The sequence below is a fragment of the Burkholderia sp. ZZQ-2 genome (genome assembly GCF_050768715.1).
GTDB classification, from domain to species: Bacteria; Pseudomonadota; Gammaproteobacteria; order Burkholderiales; family Burkholderiaceae; genus Burkholderia; species Burkholderia cepacia.
In genome coordinates, this window is sequence record NZ_LDVA01000233.1 from 1 (window position 1) to 16085 (window position 16085).

At 66.8% G+C, this 16085-nt stretch carries 17 protein-coding genes; 10 read left to right on the plus strand and 7 right to left on the minus strand.

Annotated features, from left to right (window positions below; genetic code table 11):
• A partial coding sequence (locus ABY44_RS15675; protein WP_431641387.1) for an MFS transporter occupies positions 1 to 1187 on the minus strand: 1187 nt, incomplete at its 3' end.
• A gap of 426 nt (positions 1188 to 1613) precedes the next feature.
• Here ABY44_RS15675 and ABY44_RS15680 point away from each other — a divergent pair.
• Entirely contained in the window at positions 1614 to 2732 is a 1119-nt protein-coding gene (locus ABY44_RS15680) for a TauD/TfdA family dioxygenase (protein WP_431641388.1), read from the plus strand.
• A gap of 119 nt (positions 2733 to 2851) precedes the next feature.
• Positions 2852 to 3790 carry an ABC transporter substrate-binding protein gene (locus tag ABY44_RS15685; protein WP_060174396.1) on the plus strand — a complete coding sequence of 313 codons (939 nt, stop codon included), beginning with the start codon at positions 2852 to 2854 and terminating at the stop codon, positions 3788 to 3790.
• A gap of 28 nt (positions 3791 to 3818) precedes the next feature.
• Here ABY44_RS15685 and ABY44_RS15690 read toward each other — a convergent pair whose 3' ends face one another.
• The 6 genes from ABY44_RS15690 to ABY44_RS15715 all read right to left on the minus strand — a co-directional run bounded on the left by ABY44_RS15690 (position 3819) and on the right by ABY44_RS15715 (position 9656).
• The gene (locus ABY44_RS15690) at positions 3819 to 4709 is read right to left on the minus strand and encodes an AidA/PixA family protein (protein ID WP_080981943.1); all 891 of its coding nucleotides are present in this window, start codon (positions 4707 to 4709) and stop codon (positions 3819 to 3821) included.
• A 65-nt stretch (positions 4710 to 4774) separates the two neighbouring features.
• Positions 4775 to 5278 (minus strand): inclusion body family protein, encoded by a 504-nt coding sequence (locus tag ABY44_RS15695; RefSeq protein WP_027792733.1) that lies wholly within the window; start codon positions 5276 to 5278, stop codon positions 4775 to 4777.
• 296 nt (positions 5279 to 5574) lie between these two features.
• Complete coding sequence (locus ABY44_RS15700) at positions 5575 to 5958, minus strand: GtrA family protein (protein WP_059688229.1); 384 nt, start codon at positions 5956 to 5958, stop codon at positions 5575 to 5577.
• 15 nt (positions 5959 to 5973) lie between these two features.
• Positions 5974 to 7017 (minus strand): glycosyltransferase family 2 protein, encoded by a 1044-nt coding sequence (locus ABY44_RS15705; protein ID WP_059699392.1) that lies wholly within the window; start codon positions 7015 to 7017, stop codon positions 5974 to 5976.
• Positions 7018 to 7041: 24 nt separating this feature from the next.
• Positions 7042 to 8421 carry a glycosyltransferase family 87 protein gene (locus tag ABY44_RS15710; protein ID WP_431641389.1) on the minus strand — a complete coding sequence of 460 codons (1380 nt, stop codon included), beginning with the start codon at positions 8419 to 8421 and terminating at the stop codon, positions 7042 to 7044.
• Positions 8418 to 9656, minus strand: coding sequence for a glycosyltransferase family 87 protein (locus ABY44_RS15715; RefSeq protein WP_060174394.1), 1239 nt, complete (start codon positions 9654 to 9656; stop codon positions 8418 to 8420). Before ABY44_RS15715 ends, ABY44_RS15710 begins: the two co-directional genes overlap by 4 nt.
• An 81-nt stretch (positions 9657 to 9737) precedes the next feature.
• Between ABY44_RS15715 and ABY44_RS15720 the strand changes: the two genes are divergently transcribed.
• From ABY44_RS15720 to ABY44_RS15755, 8 genes are all read left to right on the plus strand, one after another.
• Complete coding sequence (locus ABY44_RS15720; RefSeq protein ID WP_124544456.1) at positions 9738 to 10025, plus strand: hypothetical protein; 288 nt, start codon at positions 9738 to 9740, stop codon at positions 10023 to 10025.
• Between the two features lie 683 nt (positions 10026 to 10708).
• Positions 10709 to 10900: a Flp family type IVb pilin gene (locus ABY44_RS15725; protein WP_059688225.1), complete on the plus strand. Its 192-nt coding sequence runs from the start codon at positions 10709 to 10711 to the stop codon at positions 10898 to 10900.
• Between the two features lie 140 nt (positions 10901 to 11040).
• Complete coding sequence (locus ABY44_RS15730; protein ID WP_011349893.1) at positions 11041 to 11232, plus strand: Flp family type IVb pilin; 192 nt, start codon at positions 11041 to 11043, stop codon at positions 11230 to 11232.
• An 82-nt stretch (positions 11233 to 11314) separates the two neighbouring features.
• Entirely contained in the window at positions 11315 to 11521 is a 207-nt protein-coding gene (locus ABY44_RS15735) for a Flp family type IVb pilin (RefSeq protein ID WP_059485633.1), read from the plus strand.
• Between the two features lie 27 nt (positions 11522 to 11548).
• A complete protein-coding gene (locus ABY44_RS15740; protein WP_059688223.1) occupies positions 11549 to 12088 on the plus strand; it encodes an A24 family peptidase in 540 nt (179 codons plus the stop codon).
• Positions 12089 to 12120: 32 nt separating this feature from the next.
• Positions 12121 to 13521 (plus strand): ATP-binding protein, encoded by a 1401-nt coding sequence (locus ABY44_RS15745; protein WP_060084692.1) that lies wholly within the window; start codon positions 12121 to 12123, stop codon positions 13519 to 13521.
• 35 nt (positions 13522 to 13556) lie between these two features.
• A complete protein-coding gene (gene cpaB, locus ABY44_RS15750; RefSeq protein WP_060084644.1) occupies positions 13557 to 14396 on the plus strand; it encodes a Flp pilus assembly protein CpaB in 840 nt (279 codons plus the stop codon).
• Between the two features lie 99 nt (positions 14397 to 14495).
• Positions 14496 to 16085, plus strand: a 1590-nt coding sequence (locus ABY44_RS15755) for a type II and III secretion system protein family protein (protein WP_431641390.1), incomplete at its 3' end; no start/stop codon positions are given.

The window sequence follows — 16085 nt, forward strand, 5'->3', positions numbered from 1 at the left end:
GTCAGCGCGGGAATCGCGATGCCGCCGCCGATCGCCATTGCCGCGAGCCCCGGCGCGAGCAGCGCATACGGGGTGTGCGCGCCGAGCGTCCGCCACAGCCACACGTAGCCCGCGAGCGATACCGCGAGCCCGACGATGACGGTCGCGCGGAATCCGTGGCGCACGGCGAGGCGCGCGCTCGCGATGTTGGCGAGCATGATGATCGTGAGCGGCGCGAGTGCGAGCCCCGACTCGGTCGCGGTGAAGCCGCGCGCATTCTGGAAATAGAGGCTCAGCGAGAAAATCAGCCCGTAGAACGCGGCATTCGTGATCGCGCCGATCGCGAGCACGCCCGGCACGCGCGCGATCCGGAAGAACGCGAGCGGCACCATCGGCGCGGCCACGCGGCGCTCGATCGCGACGAACAGCGCGCCGAGCACGACCGACGCGGCCAGTGCGCCGGCCGCGTACGGGTCGCCCGGCCCCTGCGCGCCGGCCCGGATGATCCCGCCCGTCAGCAGCGCGAGCACGAGCACCGCGACGATCTGGCCGGCCGGATCGAACAGCCGCGTGCGTGCGGCGGCCGAATCCCGTACATGGCGCACCGTGAGCCACAACCCGGCCGCGCAGATCGGTAGATTGATGAAGAAGATCGCACGCCAGCCGAGCGAATCGATCAGCAGCCCGCCGAGCGTCGGCCCGGCCGCGCTGATCGCGCCGCCGGTCGCGCTCCACCACGCGACGGCCCTTACGCGCGCGGCGGCATCGTTCGCGCACGCATGCGTGATGAGCGCGAGCGACGTGGGCAGGATCATCGCGGCGCCGACGCCCTGCGCGACCCGCGCGGCGATCAGCGCGGCCAGCGACGGCGCGAGCGCGCAGCCGAGCGATGCCAGCAGGAACAGCGCGAGCCCGTAGGCGAACAGCCGGCGGCTGCCGAAGCGGTCGGCCAGCGTGCCGGACGTCAGCAGCAGCGCGGCGAACGACAGCGTGTACGCATCGACGATCCACTGCAGCCCGTGGACGCTCGATCCGAATGAATGGCCGAGGCTCGGAATCGCGACGTTGACGACGGTCACGTCGAGCTGAACGATCGCGAAGCCGAGGCTTGCGGCCGCGACGGTCGGGAGGATCGCGCGCAGCGACGTGCGATGCGGCGGTGCGATGGCGGCCGGCGCGCCGCCGAGCGCCGGAGCGCGATCGCTCATTGCGGCCTCCGTGCCGCGTGGCGCGCAAGGCAGTACGCGGGCGGGGTCACGTCGTGACCGGACGAACGGCGCAGCAGGCGGAATCGGGTCATCGGGCAGATTTCCGTAGGGCGGAGGAAGGGCGCCGGCTGCCGATCGACGGCCGGCCGCATCGTCGAATCCGACAGAAAACTAGCATCGACCTGCTAACGAATACAAATAATAACCAGCGATTTTTTAACCACCTTTCGTGTTAAGGCGCGGCGCGATCGACGCCGCCGGGATTGCTGAACTTATATCGAAAATTTTTGTTTGCAATCGACTTAATATCATTTCGCAATGCAATGACGGTCTCCTAGTCTTGTCGAGCGCTGCGCCCCGAGGACGGCAACGCGCGGCGGCAGTGCCATGCCGCTCTTCGAACCCCGATCTTTATACGAGAGACCTATGACCTATCTCGCAGATGAACGCATCGTCTTGACGGCAGCGGAGTCCGGTCACATCCGGAAGATGCTCGGCGCACTGGCCTACGATCCGGCCGGCGGCGCGGGCTACATCAGCGCGGTGCGCAAGCTCGCCTACAACGCGTTTCCCGACCGGATCGTCGACGCGTTCGATCGCGCGAAGGCACCGACCGCCGACGCGCACGGCTCGATCGAGATCGACAACCTGCCGATCGACGACGACGTGAAGGGCAGCCCGAGGTTCGAGGAGACCGGCCGCTCGTTCAAGGCCGGCGTGTTGAGCGAGAACGTGCTGGTCGCCCTGAGCACGCTGGCCGGCGAACCGTATTCGATCGCGCACGAAGGCCGCGAGCTCGTGAACAACCTCACGCCGCACAAGGCGACCGCGCGCGACTATACGGGCCTCGGCTCCGAGGTCGAGCTCGATTTCCATATCGAGAACGCCGCGCAGGCGCACATGCCGGAAGGCGACACGTCGCCGTTCGCGTTGCTGCTGCTCGGCGTGCGCAGCGAAGCCGGCGGCGGCCCGTACACGCGGCTCGCCGACGCGCGCCGCGCGCTGCAGCTGCTGTCGCCGGACGACATCGCGCAACTCTACGGCGAGCACTACATCATCCGCGTGCCGTACCGGTGGCGCGGCGCGGCGCCGACGCCGCGCGACAATACCGACCTGAGCGCGGTGCTGTCGGGGCCGCTCGACGCGCCGCGCGTGACGGTCGCGTTCTATCCGGACATGGTGCTGGCGGTCAATGCGCGTGCGCAGGAGGCGCTGGCCAACCTGTATCGCGCGGTGCGCGAAGTGTCGTTCGGCGTGCAGGTACAGCCCGGCAAGCTGGTGCTGATCAACAACCATTTCACGCTGCATTCGCGCGACCGTTTCGATCCGCAATACGACGAGAACGACCGGGCATTTCGCTGGGTGCAGCGCGTGTTCGTCGCGCGCAGCCTCTGGAACTTCCGCGCATTCACGCCCTTGCAGGCGCGGGTCTTCGATCCGAAGGCGCTGTATGCGGGCGACGCGCACGCGACGCGCCCGTCGCCGGTCGCGCAACCGGCGACGCAACGCGAGGCCGCCGCCGATCTCGAGGCGACGCCCGCGTGAGCGTACCGGGAACGCCGGGAGGAGAAGGGCGGCGAAGGGCGGCGAACGGGCGGTGAGCATCGTTCGGCGCCGCCCGCGTTCGGCACACGCGTCGTCAAACATCAAGGAATCCGGAAGACATGAGAAGAACAGCAATTCCCGCAGCACGCATCGTTCGCACGCTGGCCGCCGTCCTGCTCGGCGGCAGCGTCGCCGCGCAGGCCGCGACGTTCGACCTGAGCCCCGAGCAGCCGGGCCGGCAGCGCGGCACTGTGAACCCGGCGGTCGAACAGGTATTGCCGGCCGGCTACCGGTTTGCCGAAGCGGGCACGTTGACGATCGGCATCGCGCCGAACCTGCCGCCGCTCAGCACCTATGCGACCGATGCGCGAACGGTCGTCGGCTTCGATCCCGATCTCGCACAGCTCGTCGCCGACAGTATCGGCCGCAAGCTGAAGATCGTGCCGCTCTCGTGGGCCGACTGGCCGCTCGCGCTGCAGTCCGGCAAGGTCGACGCGGTGATCTCGAACGTGACGGTCACCGAACAGCGCAAGGAGAAATTCGACTTCTCGACCTACCGGAAGGATCAGCTCGGCTTCTACGTGAAGAACGGCAGCCGGATCGCGTCGATTCGCGAGCCGAAGGACGTTGCCGGGCTGCGCGTCGTGACCGATTCGGGCACGAACCAGGAAAAGATCCTGCTCGAATGGAACCGGCAGAACGTCGCGCGCGGCCTCGCGCCGGTCGAGATCCAGTATTACGCGGATGCGGCGGAGCGCTGGGTCGCGCTGCAGTCGGGGCGCGTCGACACAATCTTCAGCGTGAACTCGATGCTCGCGTACCAGGCATCGCTGCGCGGCGACGCGAAGCTGATCGGCACCGTGAGCGGCGGCTGGCCGCGCACCGCGGACATCGCGATCACGACGCGCAAGGGCAGCGGCCTCGCCGATCCGCTGACGGTCGCGATCAATGCGCTGATCGCGAACGGCAGCTACCGGAAGGTGCTCGGCCGCTGGAGTCTCGACGCCGAAGCGATCGACCGGTCGCAGACCAATCCGCCGGGGCTGCCGCGCACCTGAACCGCCCGGGCGCAGATCGCCGCGATGCTCAGGTGATCGGCCACTGCAGGATCACGATCCCGTCGTTGTAGTCGGCATCGGCGCCGTCCTCGGCGCCGAGCCAGCCGAGCCAGACGGTGTCGCCCGCGGACAGCGGCGCGAGACGCGCATCGGTCGCGGATTTCCTGCCGTTGGCGAACGCGTCGATCCGGATCCTGCCGCCCTTCGAGTTCAGCGTGAACAGCCTGACGCCGTCCTCGCTGTTGCCGACGAACGACGCGGCCGGTTCCGGCGCATCGTCGATGAAGAGCCTGAGGTCCTGCCGGTCGGCGGCATTCGCGTAGAAGATCGCCTTGAACGCGGTATCCGGCGGCAGCGTGAAGTTGCCGTTGCGATCCGACGACGGCTTGAAATCCGGCTGTTTCGCGGCCGGCTGGCCGGCGCCGATCTCGATCGACGTTTCCCAGCGGAAATAGCCCGATACGGTGCCGTCGCGGTCGAACACGGCGAAATCGGCCGTGCACGTGGTGGCGCCCGCGGCCAGCACGTCGCTGCGCCAGTAGTGGTCCTTCATCGGATGGCAGGGCGGATGCAGCAGGTCGTCGGCATCGGGTACCGGCGCGGCCGCGTCGCGTACTTCGGCTTCGAACGGCGCGACGATGCCCGCATCCTTCAACGCGAACCGGACGAACAGCACGCTCGCCTCGGCGCGCAGTGCCAGCGCGGTCTCGCGCAGGCGCAACTGGTCGCCCGGCGACAGCCCGGCGAAGAGCCGGCTGTCGTTGTGGCCGAGCTGCGCGGCGTCGCCGGGGCTCACCACGTAGAGGTGCCGGCCGTCGATCACGGTCGGCGCGTCGGGGTCCCGGCTCGCCTCCGGGTAGGCCGACAGCAGGGTGACGGCGTCGACGATCACGAGCACATCGGAACGAAGACCAGGCATGAGCGCTTCCTCCGCAACAAGGGGTTGATGCGGGCAGCCGCCGCGCGGCCGCCCGCCTGCCGCGATCAGTTATGGATCGAGATGAACGGATCCCACGAGAAGCAGCCCTGGCTCTGGCAGTTGCGATCGATGATCTGGAACTGGAAGTGGTAAGTCACGCGGCCGACCTTCAGGCATTCCGACGACCAGTAGTAGTTCGCGACCTTCTGGCAGGTCGGCACCTCGGGCTTGCTGGTGTTCGGCACCGGGATCGACGCTTCCGCGACGCGCGGCGTCGGCGTCGAGATCAGTTCGTTGCCGACGTTGCCGATGAACTTGTAGAACACCACCTGGTTCTCGAAGCCCAGCGACAGGCTCGTTTCACGCCAGCGGATCAGGTCGCCGACCTGCGCCTTCAGGTCGAGTTCGCCGCCCGCCTGCCCGGACACCACGTTGTCCTGGTTGGTGACCATGTACACGTGCTTCCAGTCGATCAGCGTCGGGCTATTCGGATTCTTGCTGGGATTCGGATATTTTTTGAGGATGGTTTCGGTATCGAAAGAGACGAGCACATCGGTAACGCGTGACATAGAAGCTCCCGTTTGAATGAATGGGAATTATTGTTGCGCGAATTTCGTCGCGCAGCCGCCATTGCCTTGTCCTGCAAGGCTCGTCGCCGTTCGATGCCCGTGCTGGCGAGATGGCGAAGGCAGATTATCCCGTTCGGTTGTTTCTGGAAGCTGTAAAAGTAAACAGGGTATTTAATTTGTTTCTGGCGGTAATTTTAAAATCGGAATCAATCGGATTCATGCGTGACATAAATATGCCGACATTGAATCTGTTAATTGAATGGCCGATTATTTTCGGGGGCGGCGGGGAGGGGCGTTCAACGATAGGTCCAGAGCCGGTGCAGCAGGAACGTCGTCGGCGGAATCAGCAACGCGATCGCGACGATGCTCATTGCGCGGGACACGTCGAGCGCTTCGGCCGCACGCGCGAGCAGCAGGGTTTCGACGAAGCCGGCGAGCGTGACCGCGAGAAAGCGCACCGCGTTGCGCGTGCGCACCGTCGACGAAAAGCTCCACAGCGTGTTCGCGAGATACGAGAACGCCGTCGCGCAGAGGAACGCGATCGTGTTCGCCGTCACCAGCGTCGCGTCGAACCGCGCGAACAGCGCCGCCGCGACCAGCGTGTGGATCGCGGTCGAGCAGAGGCCGGACACGCCGAAGCGCACGAGGCGCGTACGCTCGGCATCGAGCAGGCCGATCATGGCCATCGCCGCGCGTCAGCGTTCGCCGATCCGCGCACGGGTCGGCTGCACGCGCCGGCGAGCGCTCTGGCGGCGCGCATCGCGCGCGACCCGCAGTTCGACCACCTTGCCGTGCGTCTGGTAGCGGCGGCGGATCAGGTAGACGGGCCGTTGCTTCGACTCGTCGTAGATCCGCCCGATGTATTCGCCGACGACACCGATCCCGATGAGCTCGATGCCGCCGATGAACAGCGTGACCGAGATCAGCGACGCGTAGCCGAGCACCGGATTGCCGAACAGCAGCGTGCGGAGAATGATGAACGCGCCGTACAGGAACGCGAGCGCGGCGATGCCGACGCCGATGTAGGTCCAGCTGCGCAGCGGCACGGTGCTGAAGCTGGTGATGCCTTCCAGCGCGAAATTCCACAGCTTCCAGCCGGAAAATTTCGAGTGCCCGGCACTACGCGCGTCACGCTGGTATTCGACGATGACCGTCCGGTAGCCGACCCACGCGAACAGCCCCTTCATGAACCGATGCCGCTCGGGCAGGCTGCGCAGCGCGTTCACGACCTTGCGGTCCATCAGCCGGAAATCGCCGACGTTCTCCGGCAGTTTCACGTCCGACAGCAGGTTGTGCACGCGATAGTAGATCGCGGCCGCCGTGCGCTTCGCGAACGAATCGCACGCGCGGTTGCTGCGCTTCGCGGCGACGACTTCCGCACCGTCGCGCCAGTGTTCGATCATCACCGGAATCAGGCTCGGCGGGTCCTGCAGGTCGGCGTCGAGCGGGATCACCGCGTCGCCGAGGGCTTCGTCGAGACCGGCCGTGAGCGCCGCTTCCTTGCCGAAGTTGCGGGTCAGGTCGATCACTCGCACGCGCCGTTCGCCGGCGCCGATCCGGATCAGCCGCTCGAGCGTGTCGTCGCGGCTGCCGTCGTTCACGCAGACGATCTCGAACCGGATGCCGTCGATGGACGTCATCAACGGCATCACGACGTCGAAGAAGCGCTCGACGGCCTCGCCTTCGTTATAGAACGGCACGACCAGCGATACGAGCGGTATATAGAGTGGTTCCCGCATGATGATTTCCCCTGTGATGTCGCTTCACCGATGCACGCCGATGGTCGGTCGGCCGGTGCGGCGCAATCCGTACGCCGGGCGGTGGTGCGTTCTTGCCGAATGGGTGAACGCGGTGTCGGTCGAGTGGTCGCGTGCGTCCGGCATCGACGGCACGTCGCGCCGGTCCCGGGCGATCCGGCTGACGAGCAGCCCGAGCGACGCCAGCGTGACGAGCGGCAGGAACTGGAACGACAGATGCGGCACGACCGCGAGGCCCGCGAGCGGCATCAGCCACAGCAGCGTCAGCCATTCCCGGTCGAAGCGCCGCCAGCCGTGCGTCCACGCATAACGCGCGTACCACGCGATCACGAGGCCGTACCAGGTCAGGTCGTAGTCGTACAGATAGGGGCTGACGAGCAGGCACGCGCACGCGAGCGTCGCGGCGCGCAGCGCGTACGCGCAGTCGCCGCGCCACGCATAGACGACCGCGATCGCGGCGACCGCGGCCGACAGCAGTTGAAGGCCGTTGGCGACGTAAGTGGGCAGGCCTGCCATCGTCGCGAGCGCGAACACCGACGGCATGCGCGCGAGCTTGGCCTGGCCCGTGCCGACGATCGTGTAGACGCTGTCGATCACATGCGTGAAGGTGATCCACGGGCCGAACCCGAACGCGAGTGTTGCGAGCGCGGCGCTGCACGCGATCGTTGCGGCCCACGCGGCAAGTGCGCGCCATTGGCCGGCGCACAGCAGCGCGAGCGGGAACAGCACCGCGAGCTGCGGCTTCATCGTCAGCAAGCCGAAGCAGATCCCGGCGTGCACGGGGCGACGGGCCAGCGCGAGCAGGCCGGCACCGGCGAGCAACGCGGTGAAGAGGCTGGTCTGCCCGACGATCACCGTGAGGAACGCGCCGGGGAATGCGAACGCGCACAACCATGCGTCATCTCGCTGCACGATCGCGCGGATCGTTGCCGAAAACAGCGCATAGGTGAGCCCGAGCCACAGCACGAGCGCCAGCGTGTACGGCAGCCAGCCGAGCGGCAGCACGAGCAGCAGCATCGAGGGCGGGTAGAGCCACGGCAGCGTGCCGTCCGCGAGCGTCATCGTCGGGATCGCGAGCTTCTGCACTGCGAACAGCGCGGGAAAATGCCAGGCATCGGCCGCATGCCCGTGCGCGGCGAGCCACGCGGCGCTCCAGATCGGCGAGAAATCCTGCGACAGCGGCTGCAGCGCGCCGTTGTGCGACAGGTACACGCGGGTGACGTAGATGCAGATGAACAGCAGCTCGCTCGCCAGTGCGGCGCCCGCATAGAGGCGCACGCGCTCGCGATTGAGCCAGTGCGGGTAGCGGCGCGGGCCCGCGATCGGGAGTTCCGGATGCACGTCGGTATCCGGGTGCGCGTGGCGTGCGGAAGGTGACGATCTCATCGTGCGCTCCGGGATTCGAGCGCCGTGCGGCGCACGACGATGAACAGCACCGCGAGCAGCACGATCGGCCCGATCTGCGGCAGCTTCATCAGTCGGTTGAACATCTCGAAGATCGGCAGCAGCCACGCCAACACGATGATGCCCTGGTCGCCCGGCAGCCAGCCTTTGTCGAGACCGTGCGCGATCAGGCAGAAGATCGCGATGCCGAGCCACGTCAGTTCGTAGTTCCACAGATACGGCGTCGTCAGCAGCGTGGCGACGGCCAGCACCGCGCCGCGCAGGCGCATGTCGGGCGTGCGGCGCCATACGTCGACGGCCGCGGCGAGCGCGAGCAGCGCGACTGCCGCTTGCGCGACCAGTGCGGCCGTCACCGGCAGGCCCGCGAGCCGCAATGCGGCGAACGGCGTCGGCGACGCGAGCCAGTACGACGGGAGCATGAAATGCTGTTCGCGCACCGTCGACAGTGCCTGGCTCAACCCGTGCAGCGCACCGGGGCCGGCCAGTGCGATGCCGGCGGCCGCGAACAGCGCGGCGGTGATCGCGGCCGCCGCGAAGGTGCGCCACGCACGTGCCGCGATCAGCACGACGGGGAACACCACGGCCAGCTGCGGCTTGATCGCGAGCAGCCCGATCAGCACGCCGGCCGCGACCGGGCGCTTGCCGAGCAGATGCAGCGCGAGCGCGGCGAGGCCGGCAGTCAGGATGCTGTTCTGGCCGAACAGCGCGGACATGCACACCGCCGAATACGCGACCACGACGATCGCCGCGGCGTGCGGCACCGGAAGATGCGCGCGCAATCCCGACAACCGCGAGACGGCGAACGCGTAGCATAAAAGACTGCCCGCGAAAAAGAGGAAATATGCGGGCAGGAAAGGCACAAGGGCAACCGGAGCGATGAACAGCAACATCGTCGGCGGATAGAGCCAGGGAAGCGACCGGTGCTGCAAATACGTGTCGAAATGCGCGAGCTCGGCCTGCAGGAATAAGGAGGGGTCGTAGGCCGATGCGGCATGGCCTTGCAACACCAGGTGCGATGCGGTCCAGAAGACGGAGAAATCGACGCCCGGCCGGACGGCGACATTCGACGTGAAGCCGCTGGTCACGAAGCCCCAGACAACCAGCAACGCGGCGAAGAGCATCAGCATGATGCAGCTGTACGGAATGATCCGGTCGGCTGTCAGCCACTGAGCGCGGCGTGTTGCCCGCCCGCGCATTTCACGATTGGCTGTGTACATGATTCCCCGTATTTGGTAGAGGCCGCTTGGTCAATCGCAGCCGTTTGATCTTGTGGTGCCTGCGGATCGAGTCGCTCTGAAATGGCGTTGTCCGGTGAGGTCATTGTTGGAGAAAAAATGGCGCGTTGCAAATCACCCGCTGAATGCCGGGATTTAGTCTGGCCTAAGACGCACGTGAAAACCGCATTTTCAGGTATGAGAAATCCGAACTGCGGGCTTTCGTGTTTCTGCCTTGAAACATTCCGTCATTTCGACCGGTTCCGCGCCCCGGCGATCGCTCGGGACGCCAGCGCCGTCGAGCGTCCGGGAAAATCCCAAGAAAAAATTTTCGATCCTTTGCGCAGCGCGGCGGCGGGCATTCAGGCGTGAAACGCTCGCCGGGAAACATATATCAATTTTGAAACATTTCGCACACTGCACCCCGGGCCGGGGAGAGCGGGCATCGCCGGAACCCTTGACGCGCCTCGATTTCGCCTCGGGTGGCCTGCTCTTTGCGTAAGCGTTGGCACGGCAGTCGACGATGTGACGACCGGGCGGTTCCGGCAAAAGACAGACGGAACCCGGCACCGGAATCACAGGCGGAAAGAAGGGCCGGAGCGCATCGGGGAACAAGCAGCTCCAGGTCGATCAACCGCGCAAGCCTTCGTCGGGTGACCAATGAGACCCGGTATCGTCAGGGCAATAAAAAGTCGGCATGGCCGCATATGGGGAATAAAAATGAAAGACCACAGCACATCACGGTTCGAGAACCGGATTAAAAACATATTGCAGCTTATCCGGGAGTTTGTCTCCCATTCATCTGGATTCCATGCGTCGAACGGCAGTCGTGCCGTTCCGGTCGATCGGATGGTCCGGTTCATCCGGCCGGTCGCACCGTACACGCCTTTCTCGTTCACTGCGTCACTGATACCCATTCGCACGGACAGGGGTGCATATCCCCGCTCCCGCGGCTGAGCGACGCGTCCCGATTTTTCGAGTAGTGCCGGTGGTGCCCAACCCCGACGTCCTGACCGACGAAGGGAATTTCATAGCAGTCCGAAAGGAGAATGCTCATGACAAGAATCATCGAAAAGATCGCGTGGTTCGTCCAGGATCAGGACGGCGTGACGGCCATCGAATACGGCCTGATCGCTGCCCTGATCGCGATCGGCATCGTCGTCGCGTTGACGACGGTCGGTACGGATCTGAAGACCGTGTTCAGCACGATCGCCGCGGATCTGGACTCGGCGGTAGCAGGAATCTGATGGACGGTACGACGAACGGCTCGTCCGAATCGTTCGTCGGCACCACACGGCATCAACGACATTCCTCGACGTATCGATGCACGGTCATCCGACCAGCCGGCACGCGAGGGCTTTGAAAGTGACCACCCAAGGAGATCAACATGTCCAAGTTCATTCAACAAGCCAGCCGTTTCGTTCGCGATGAAGACGGCGTGACCGCCATCGAATACGGCCTGATCGCCGCACTGATCGCAGTCGGCATCATCCTCGCGCTGTCGACCATCGGGAAGGACCTCAAGACCGTGTTCAGCACGATCGCGGCCGACCTGGACTCGGCGGTGGCGGGCATCTGATGGAGCATGCCGCGGACGGCTCGGCCGGTGCAGCGCTCGAGCCGTCCCCGGCGATCCGATCAACCGGGAACCGGAGACCATCATGCAAGCCAGGATGCGTGTCGTACGTCGCTGGATCGGCGACGAGCAGGGCGTGACGTCGATCGAATATGCGTTGCTCGGCGCGATGTTCGCCGTCGCGGTGCTGGGGACGGTCGTCACGCTGAAGGGTTCGCTTGCCAATGCGTACGAGGTGATCGCAACAGCCGTGACGGCCGCCGTGGCCACCGCGCTGGCAATGGTTTCCTGATCCACCGATTCGACTGCGAGGTTCGCCATGCTACCTGTTGCGCCGCCTTACCCGGTTCCGTTGTGCGTGACGCTGCTCGCGGTCGCCGCGGCCAGCACGGACATCGCGACCCGCCGCATTCCGAACCGTCTCGTCCTGCTCGGCCTGGCCGGCGCGCTGGTTGCCCAGTGCCTGTTGCACGGTGTCGCGGGGGGCGCGCTCGGATGGCTCGCCGGTGCCGCGACCGGCTTCGGCCTGCTGTTGCCGTTCTACCTGTTGCGCGGAATGGCGGCCGGCGACGTGAAGCTGATGCTCGCGATCGGCGCCTGGGTCGGCGCGGAAATGACGTTTTACATCGTGCTGGCCACCTTCCTGGCCGGCGGGATCGGCGCCATCGCCTATGCGCTGCTGCGCGGGCGGATGCGCCAGATGTGGGCGAACGTGCGCGCGTTGATCGCGCGGCGCTCGCCAGGCGCGAGCGCCGAGGCCACCGGCGGCCCCGTCGAAATCGCATCGGTCGGCACACTGCCGTACGGCGTGGCGATCGCGGCCGGCACGCTGGGCATGCTGTTCGCGTCGTGCGCGTAGCGCGACGGATCTGCAACGAGGACGGAACGATCATGAACACGAATCACACCGAACCGAGACGCGACGCACAGGTGGCACGCCTGCCCGATCCGTTGCCGTCGCGGGAAGCGCATACGAAGCTGGGCGCGCAGTTGCCGGCGGCGCCGCGCTCGCTCGACGATACCGGGTTGAGCATGACGTTCGTCGCCGGTCTCGTGCTGAAGTCGACGCTGATGCTCGGCCGCCCGTCGTACGGCGACCTGGTCGAACGGCACTGCCTGCCGCTCGCCGTGCTCGACGACGTCTTCGCGTTCCTGGTGCGCGAGCATCTCGTCGAGCTCACCCATCGCGGTGCGACCGATCTCGACGTGACGTTCCGCCTGACCGACGCGGGCCGCGTGCTGGCGCTCGAGGAACGGGCGCGCAGCGGCTACAGCGGGCCCGCGCCGGTGACGCTCGACGCGTATCTCGCGTGCCTGAACGCGCATTCGGTACGCAAGCTGCACATCAGCCAGGACGAGGTGTGGGCGGCGTTCGAAGGCATCGTGATCGACACGGCGGTGCTCGATGCGGCCGCGGCTGCGCTGAACGCGGGCCGTCCGCTGCTGATCTACGGGCCCGCCGGCAGCGGCAAGACCTTCCTCGCCGAGCGGCTCGGTTCGCTGATGCGGGGCCGCGTGCCGGTGCCGTACGCGATCTGCGCGGCCGGCGAAGTGATCCAGATCTACGACCCGCTCGTGCACGTCGATGCGGGAACGTCGTCGGGCGGCCAGTCGGTCGATCGCCGCTGGCGCCTGTGCGAACGGCCGGTCGTGATGTCGGGCGGCGAACTGACGCTCGACGAGCTCGACCTGCGTCGCGACGAAGTCGCCGGCTTTTACCAGGCGCCGCCGCACATGAAGGCGAACATGGGCATGTACGTCGTCGACGATCTCGGCCGCCAGCGCGTCGAGCCGCGCGACCTGCTCAACCGCTGGCTGCGTCCGCTCGATCGCGGCGTCGATTACCTGACGCTCGAATCCGGCAACCGCTTCGTGATGCCGTTCGACGTCTGGCCGGTGTTCTCGAGCAACCTCGCGCCGGAGCAGTTCTGCGACGACGCGTTCCTGCGCCGGCTCGGTTCGAAGCTTCACGTCGGCGCGATGGCGATCGACGACTACCGCGCCGTGTATGACGCAGCCTGCGCATCGCTGGGGCTCGTATCGGCGAGCGATGCATTCGACTACCTGCTGCATCGGCTGCACCTGCCGACCGGCAAGGCGTTTCTCGCCTGTTTTCCGGCGGACCTGCTGCGTCTCGTGGCCGCCGGCGCGCGTTACCGCGGCGATCCGCCCGAGGTGACGCACGACGCGCTGTACGACGCGTGGGTGAGCTATTTCGGCGCGGCACCCGAACGTGACGGCGTCCATCCGCCGCCCGTCGAACGCGGCGGACGCACCTTCATCACCGGTTGAGCCGTTTCTTTCACGATTCGTCGAGGAGCATTGCCATGAAAAACAGTCGAGCGGTCATGATGCTGGTCGTCGCGATGGTCGCGGGTCTTGCCGCGGTCGTGTTCGCGTCCCACTGGCTGGTACAGACATCCACGAGTTCGGTCACGCCGGTCGCGGTGGCCACCACCGACCTGAACCTGGGCGAACCGCTCGGGCCGAACCAGATTCACATGGTCAGCTGGCCGTCGGGCAGCGTGCCGACCGGCGCGTTCACCGATACGAAGGCGCTCGAAGGGCGCGTCGTGCGCACCAGCCTCGCACGCGGCGAGCCGGTGATCGAGACGAAGCTCGCGCCGGTCGGCACGAAGGGCGGGCTGTCCGCGGTGATCGCCGACGGCAGCCGCGCGATCACGGTGCGCGTGAACGACGTGGTCGGCGTCGCGGGCTTCGCGCTGCCGGGCAACTACGTCGACGTGATCGTCAACACGCAGGAACAGCAGGGCAAGACCGACGGGCAGAGCATCTCGAAGATCGTGCTCGAGCACATCCTCGTGCTCGCCGTCGCGCAGCAGGTGAGCCGCGACGACACGGCGCCGAAGGTCGTCAACGCGGTGACGCTGGAAGTCACGCCCGACCAGGCCGAACGGCTCGACCTCGCGCGCAGCGTCGGCACGCTGTCGCTCGTGCTGCGCAACCAGGTCGACCAGAAGACGCTGAACACCGACGGGGCGACCAAGCTGACGCTGCTCGGCAAGGAGCCCGCACCCGAAGCGCCCGCGGCGCCCGCTCGCGTACGGACGGTACGCGTGCACGTCGCATCGCATGCGGCGCCGGAAGCGCGGCGCGACTGCGTCGGCGTGCTGACGGGCGTGAAGGGCAGCGTCGAGTGTTTCTGAAGCAGATCAACACAGTCACATAAACGGCCGCCTGCAACGTGCGGCGGCCCTGGAAGTCGATAACCGGCACGGTGCCGGTCTCTCGGGGGATCAGACGAAATGAAGATCAAACCGCAATGCACGGATACCGGCCCGCTGCGCACACGCGTCGCACGGGGCACGATGATGGTCGCGATCCTCTGTTCGGGATGGCTGACGGTTTATGGCGCACTCGCGCAGGAAGGCATCGAGTCGGCGGTGCTGACGAAGGGCGGCGCCAGCGCGCCGACCGCCGTCGGCAAGGGGCCGATGCAGATGACGATCAGCATGGCGCCGGTGGCGGCCGCCGCGCCCGCCGCGTCGGCGGGGCCGCTGCGCGGGCCGAATTGCGTCGGCGCCGTGCGCGAGTCGACCAGCGTCAGCGTGCCGCTCGGCAAGTCGCTGCTGGTGCCGATGCCGGAGCCGGTCCGCAATCGGACGATCGGCAATCCGGCGGTTGCGCAGGCCACGATGGTGTCACCGCAGACGCTGTACATCCTCGGGCTCGCGGTCGGCACGACCAACATGATCGTGCAGGGCAAGAGCGGCGCATGCCGCGTGATCGACGTCGCGGTCGGCGCGGATGCCGGCGGCCTGCAGGCGTCGCTGCTGCAGCTGATGCCGAACGAGCGCGACATCCGCGTGACGACCGCGGCCGGCACGATCGTGCTGTCGGGCACCGTGTCGAGCTCGCAGGCCGCGCAGCAGGCCGTGCAGATCGCGCGCGCTTACGGGGACAGCGCCGGTGACCCGGCCGCGGGCGGCAAGCAAAGCGGCGGCGGCGTGCTGAACATGCTGGCCGTCACGTCGCCGCAGCAGGTGATGCTCGAGGTGAAGGTGGCCGAGGTGTCGAAGACGCTGATCAACCAGATGGGCAGCGCGCTCAACATCCAGGGCGGGTTCGGTTCGTGGAGCGGGGCGCTGGTCAGCAACCTGCTCGCGGGGGTGGCGAGCGGCGTCGCCTTCAGCAAGGCGAACAACAAGCCGTTCAACCTCGCGGCCGACGCACAGAACACCGACAACCTGGTCAAGATCCTCGCGGAGCCGAATCTCGTGACGATCAGCGGCCAGGAAGCGACGTTCCTCGCCGGCGGCAAGATCTTTATCCCGATTCCGCAGAGCAGCGGCAACGGCACGTCGTCGATCACGCTGCAGGAAGAGGAATTCGGCGTCGCGCTGAAGTTCACGCCGACGGTGCTCGCCAACGGCCGGATCAGCCTGAAGGTGGCGCCGGAAGTGTCGGAGCTGTCGCAGACGGGTGTCACGCTGAGTGCGACCAACATCGGCGGCACGTCGATCCTGCCGCTGATCACGACGCGGCGCGCATCGACGACGGTGCAGATGAGCGACGGCGAATCGTTCGCGATCGGCGGGCTGATCAAGGACAACGTGACGGGCGCGCTGAAGGCGCTCCCGGGTGTGGGCGAAGTGCCGGTGCTCGGCGCGCTGTTCCGCAGCACGTCGTTCCAGCAGGATCGCACCGAGCTGATCTTCCTGATCACGCCGCACCTGGTGAAGCCGCTGCAGACCGCCGACGTGCCGCTGCCGACCGACAGCTTCTCGAAGCCGAACGAAGTCGACGTGTACGCGACGGGCAACATGGAAGGCCGCGGCGGTGTGCGCAAGCCCGGCGCACAACCGGCGAACGGCGCGGCAGCTGCCCCGCAGGCA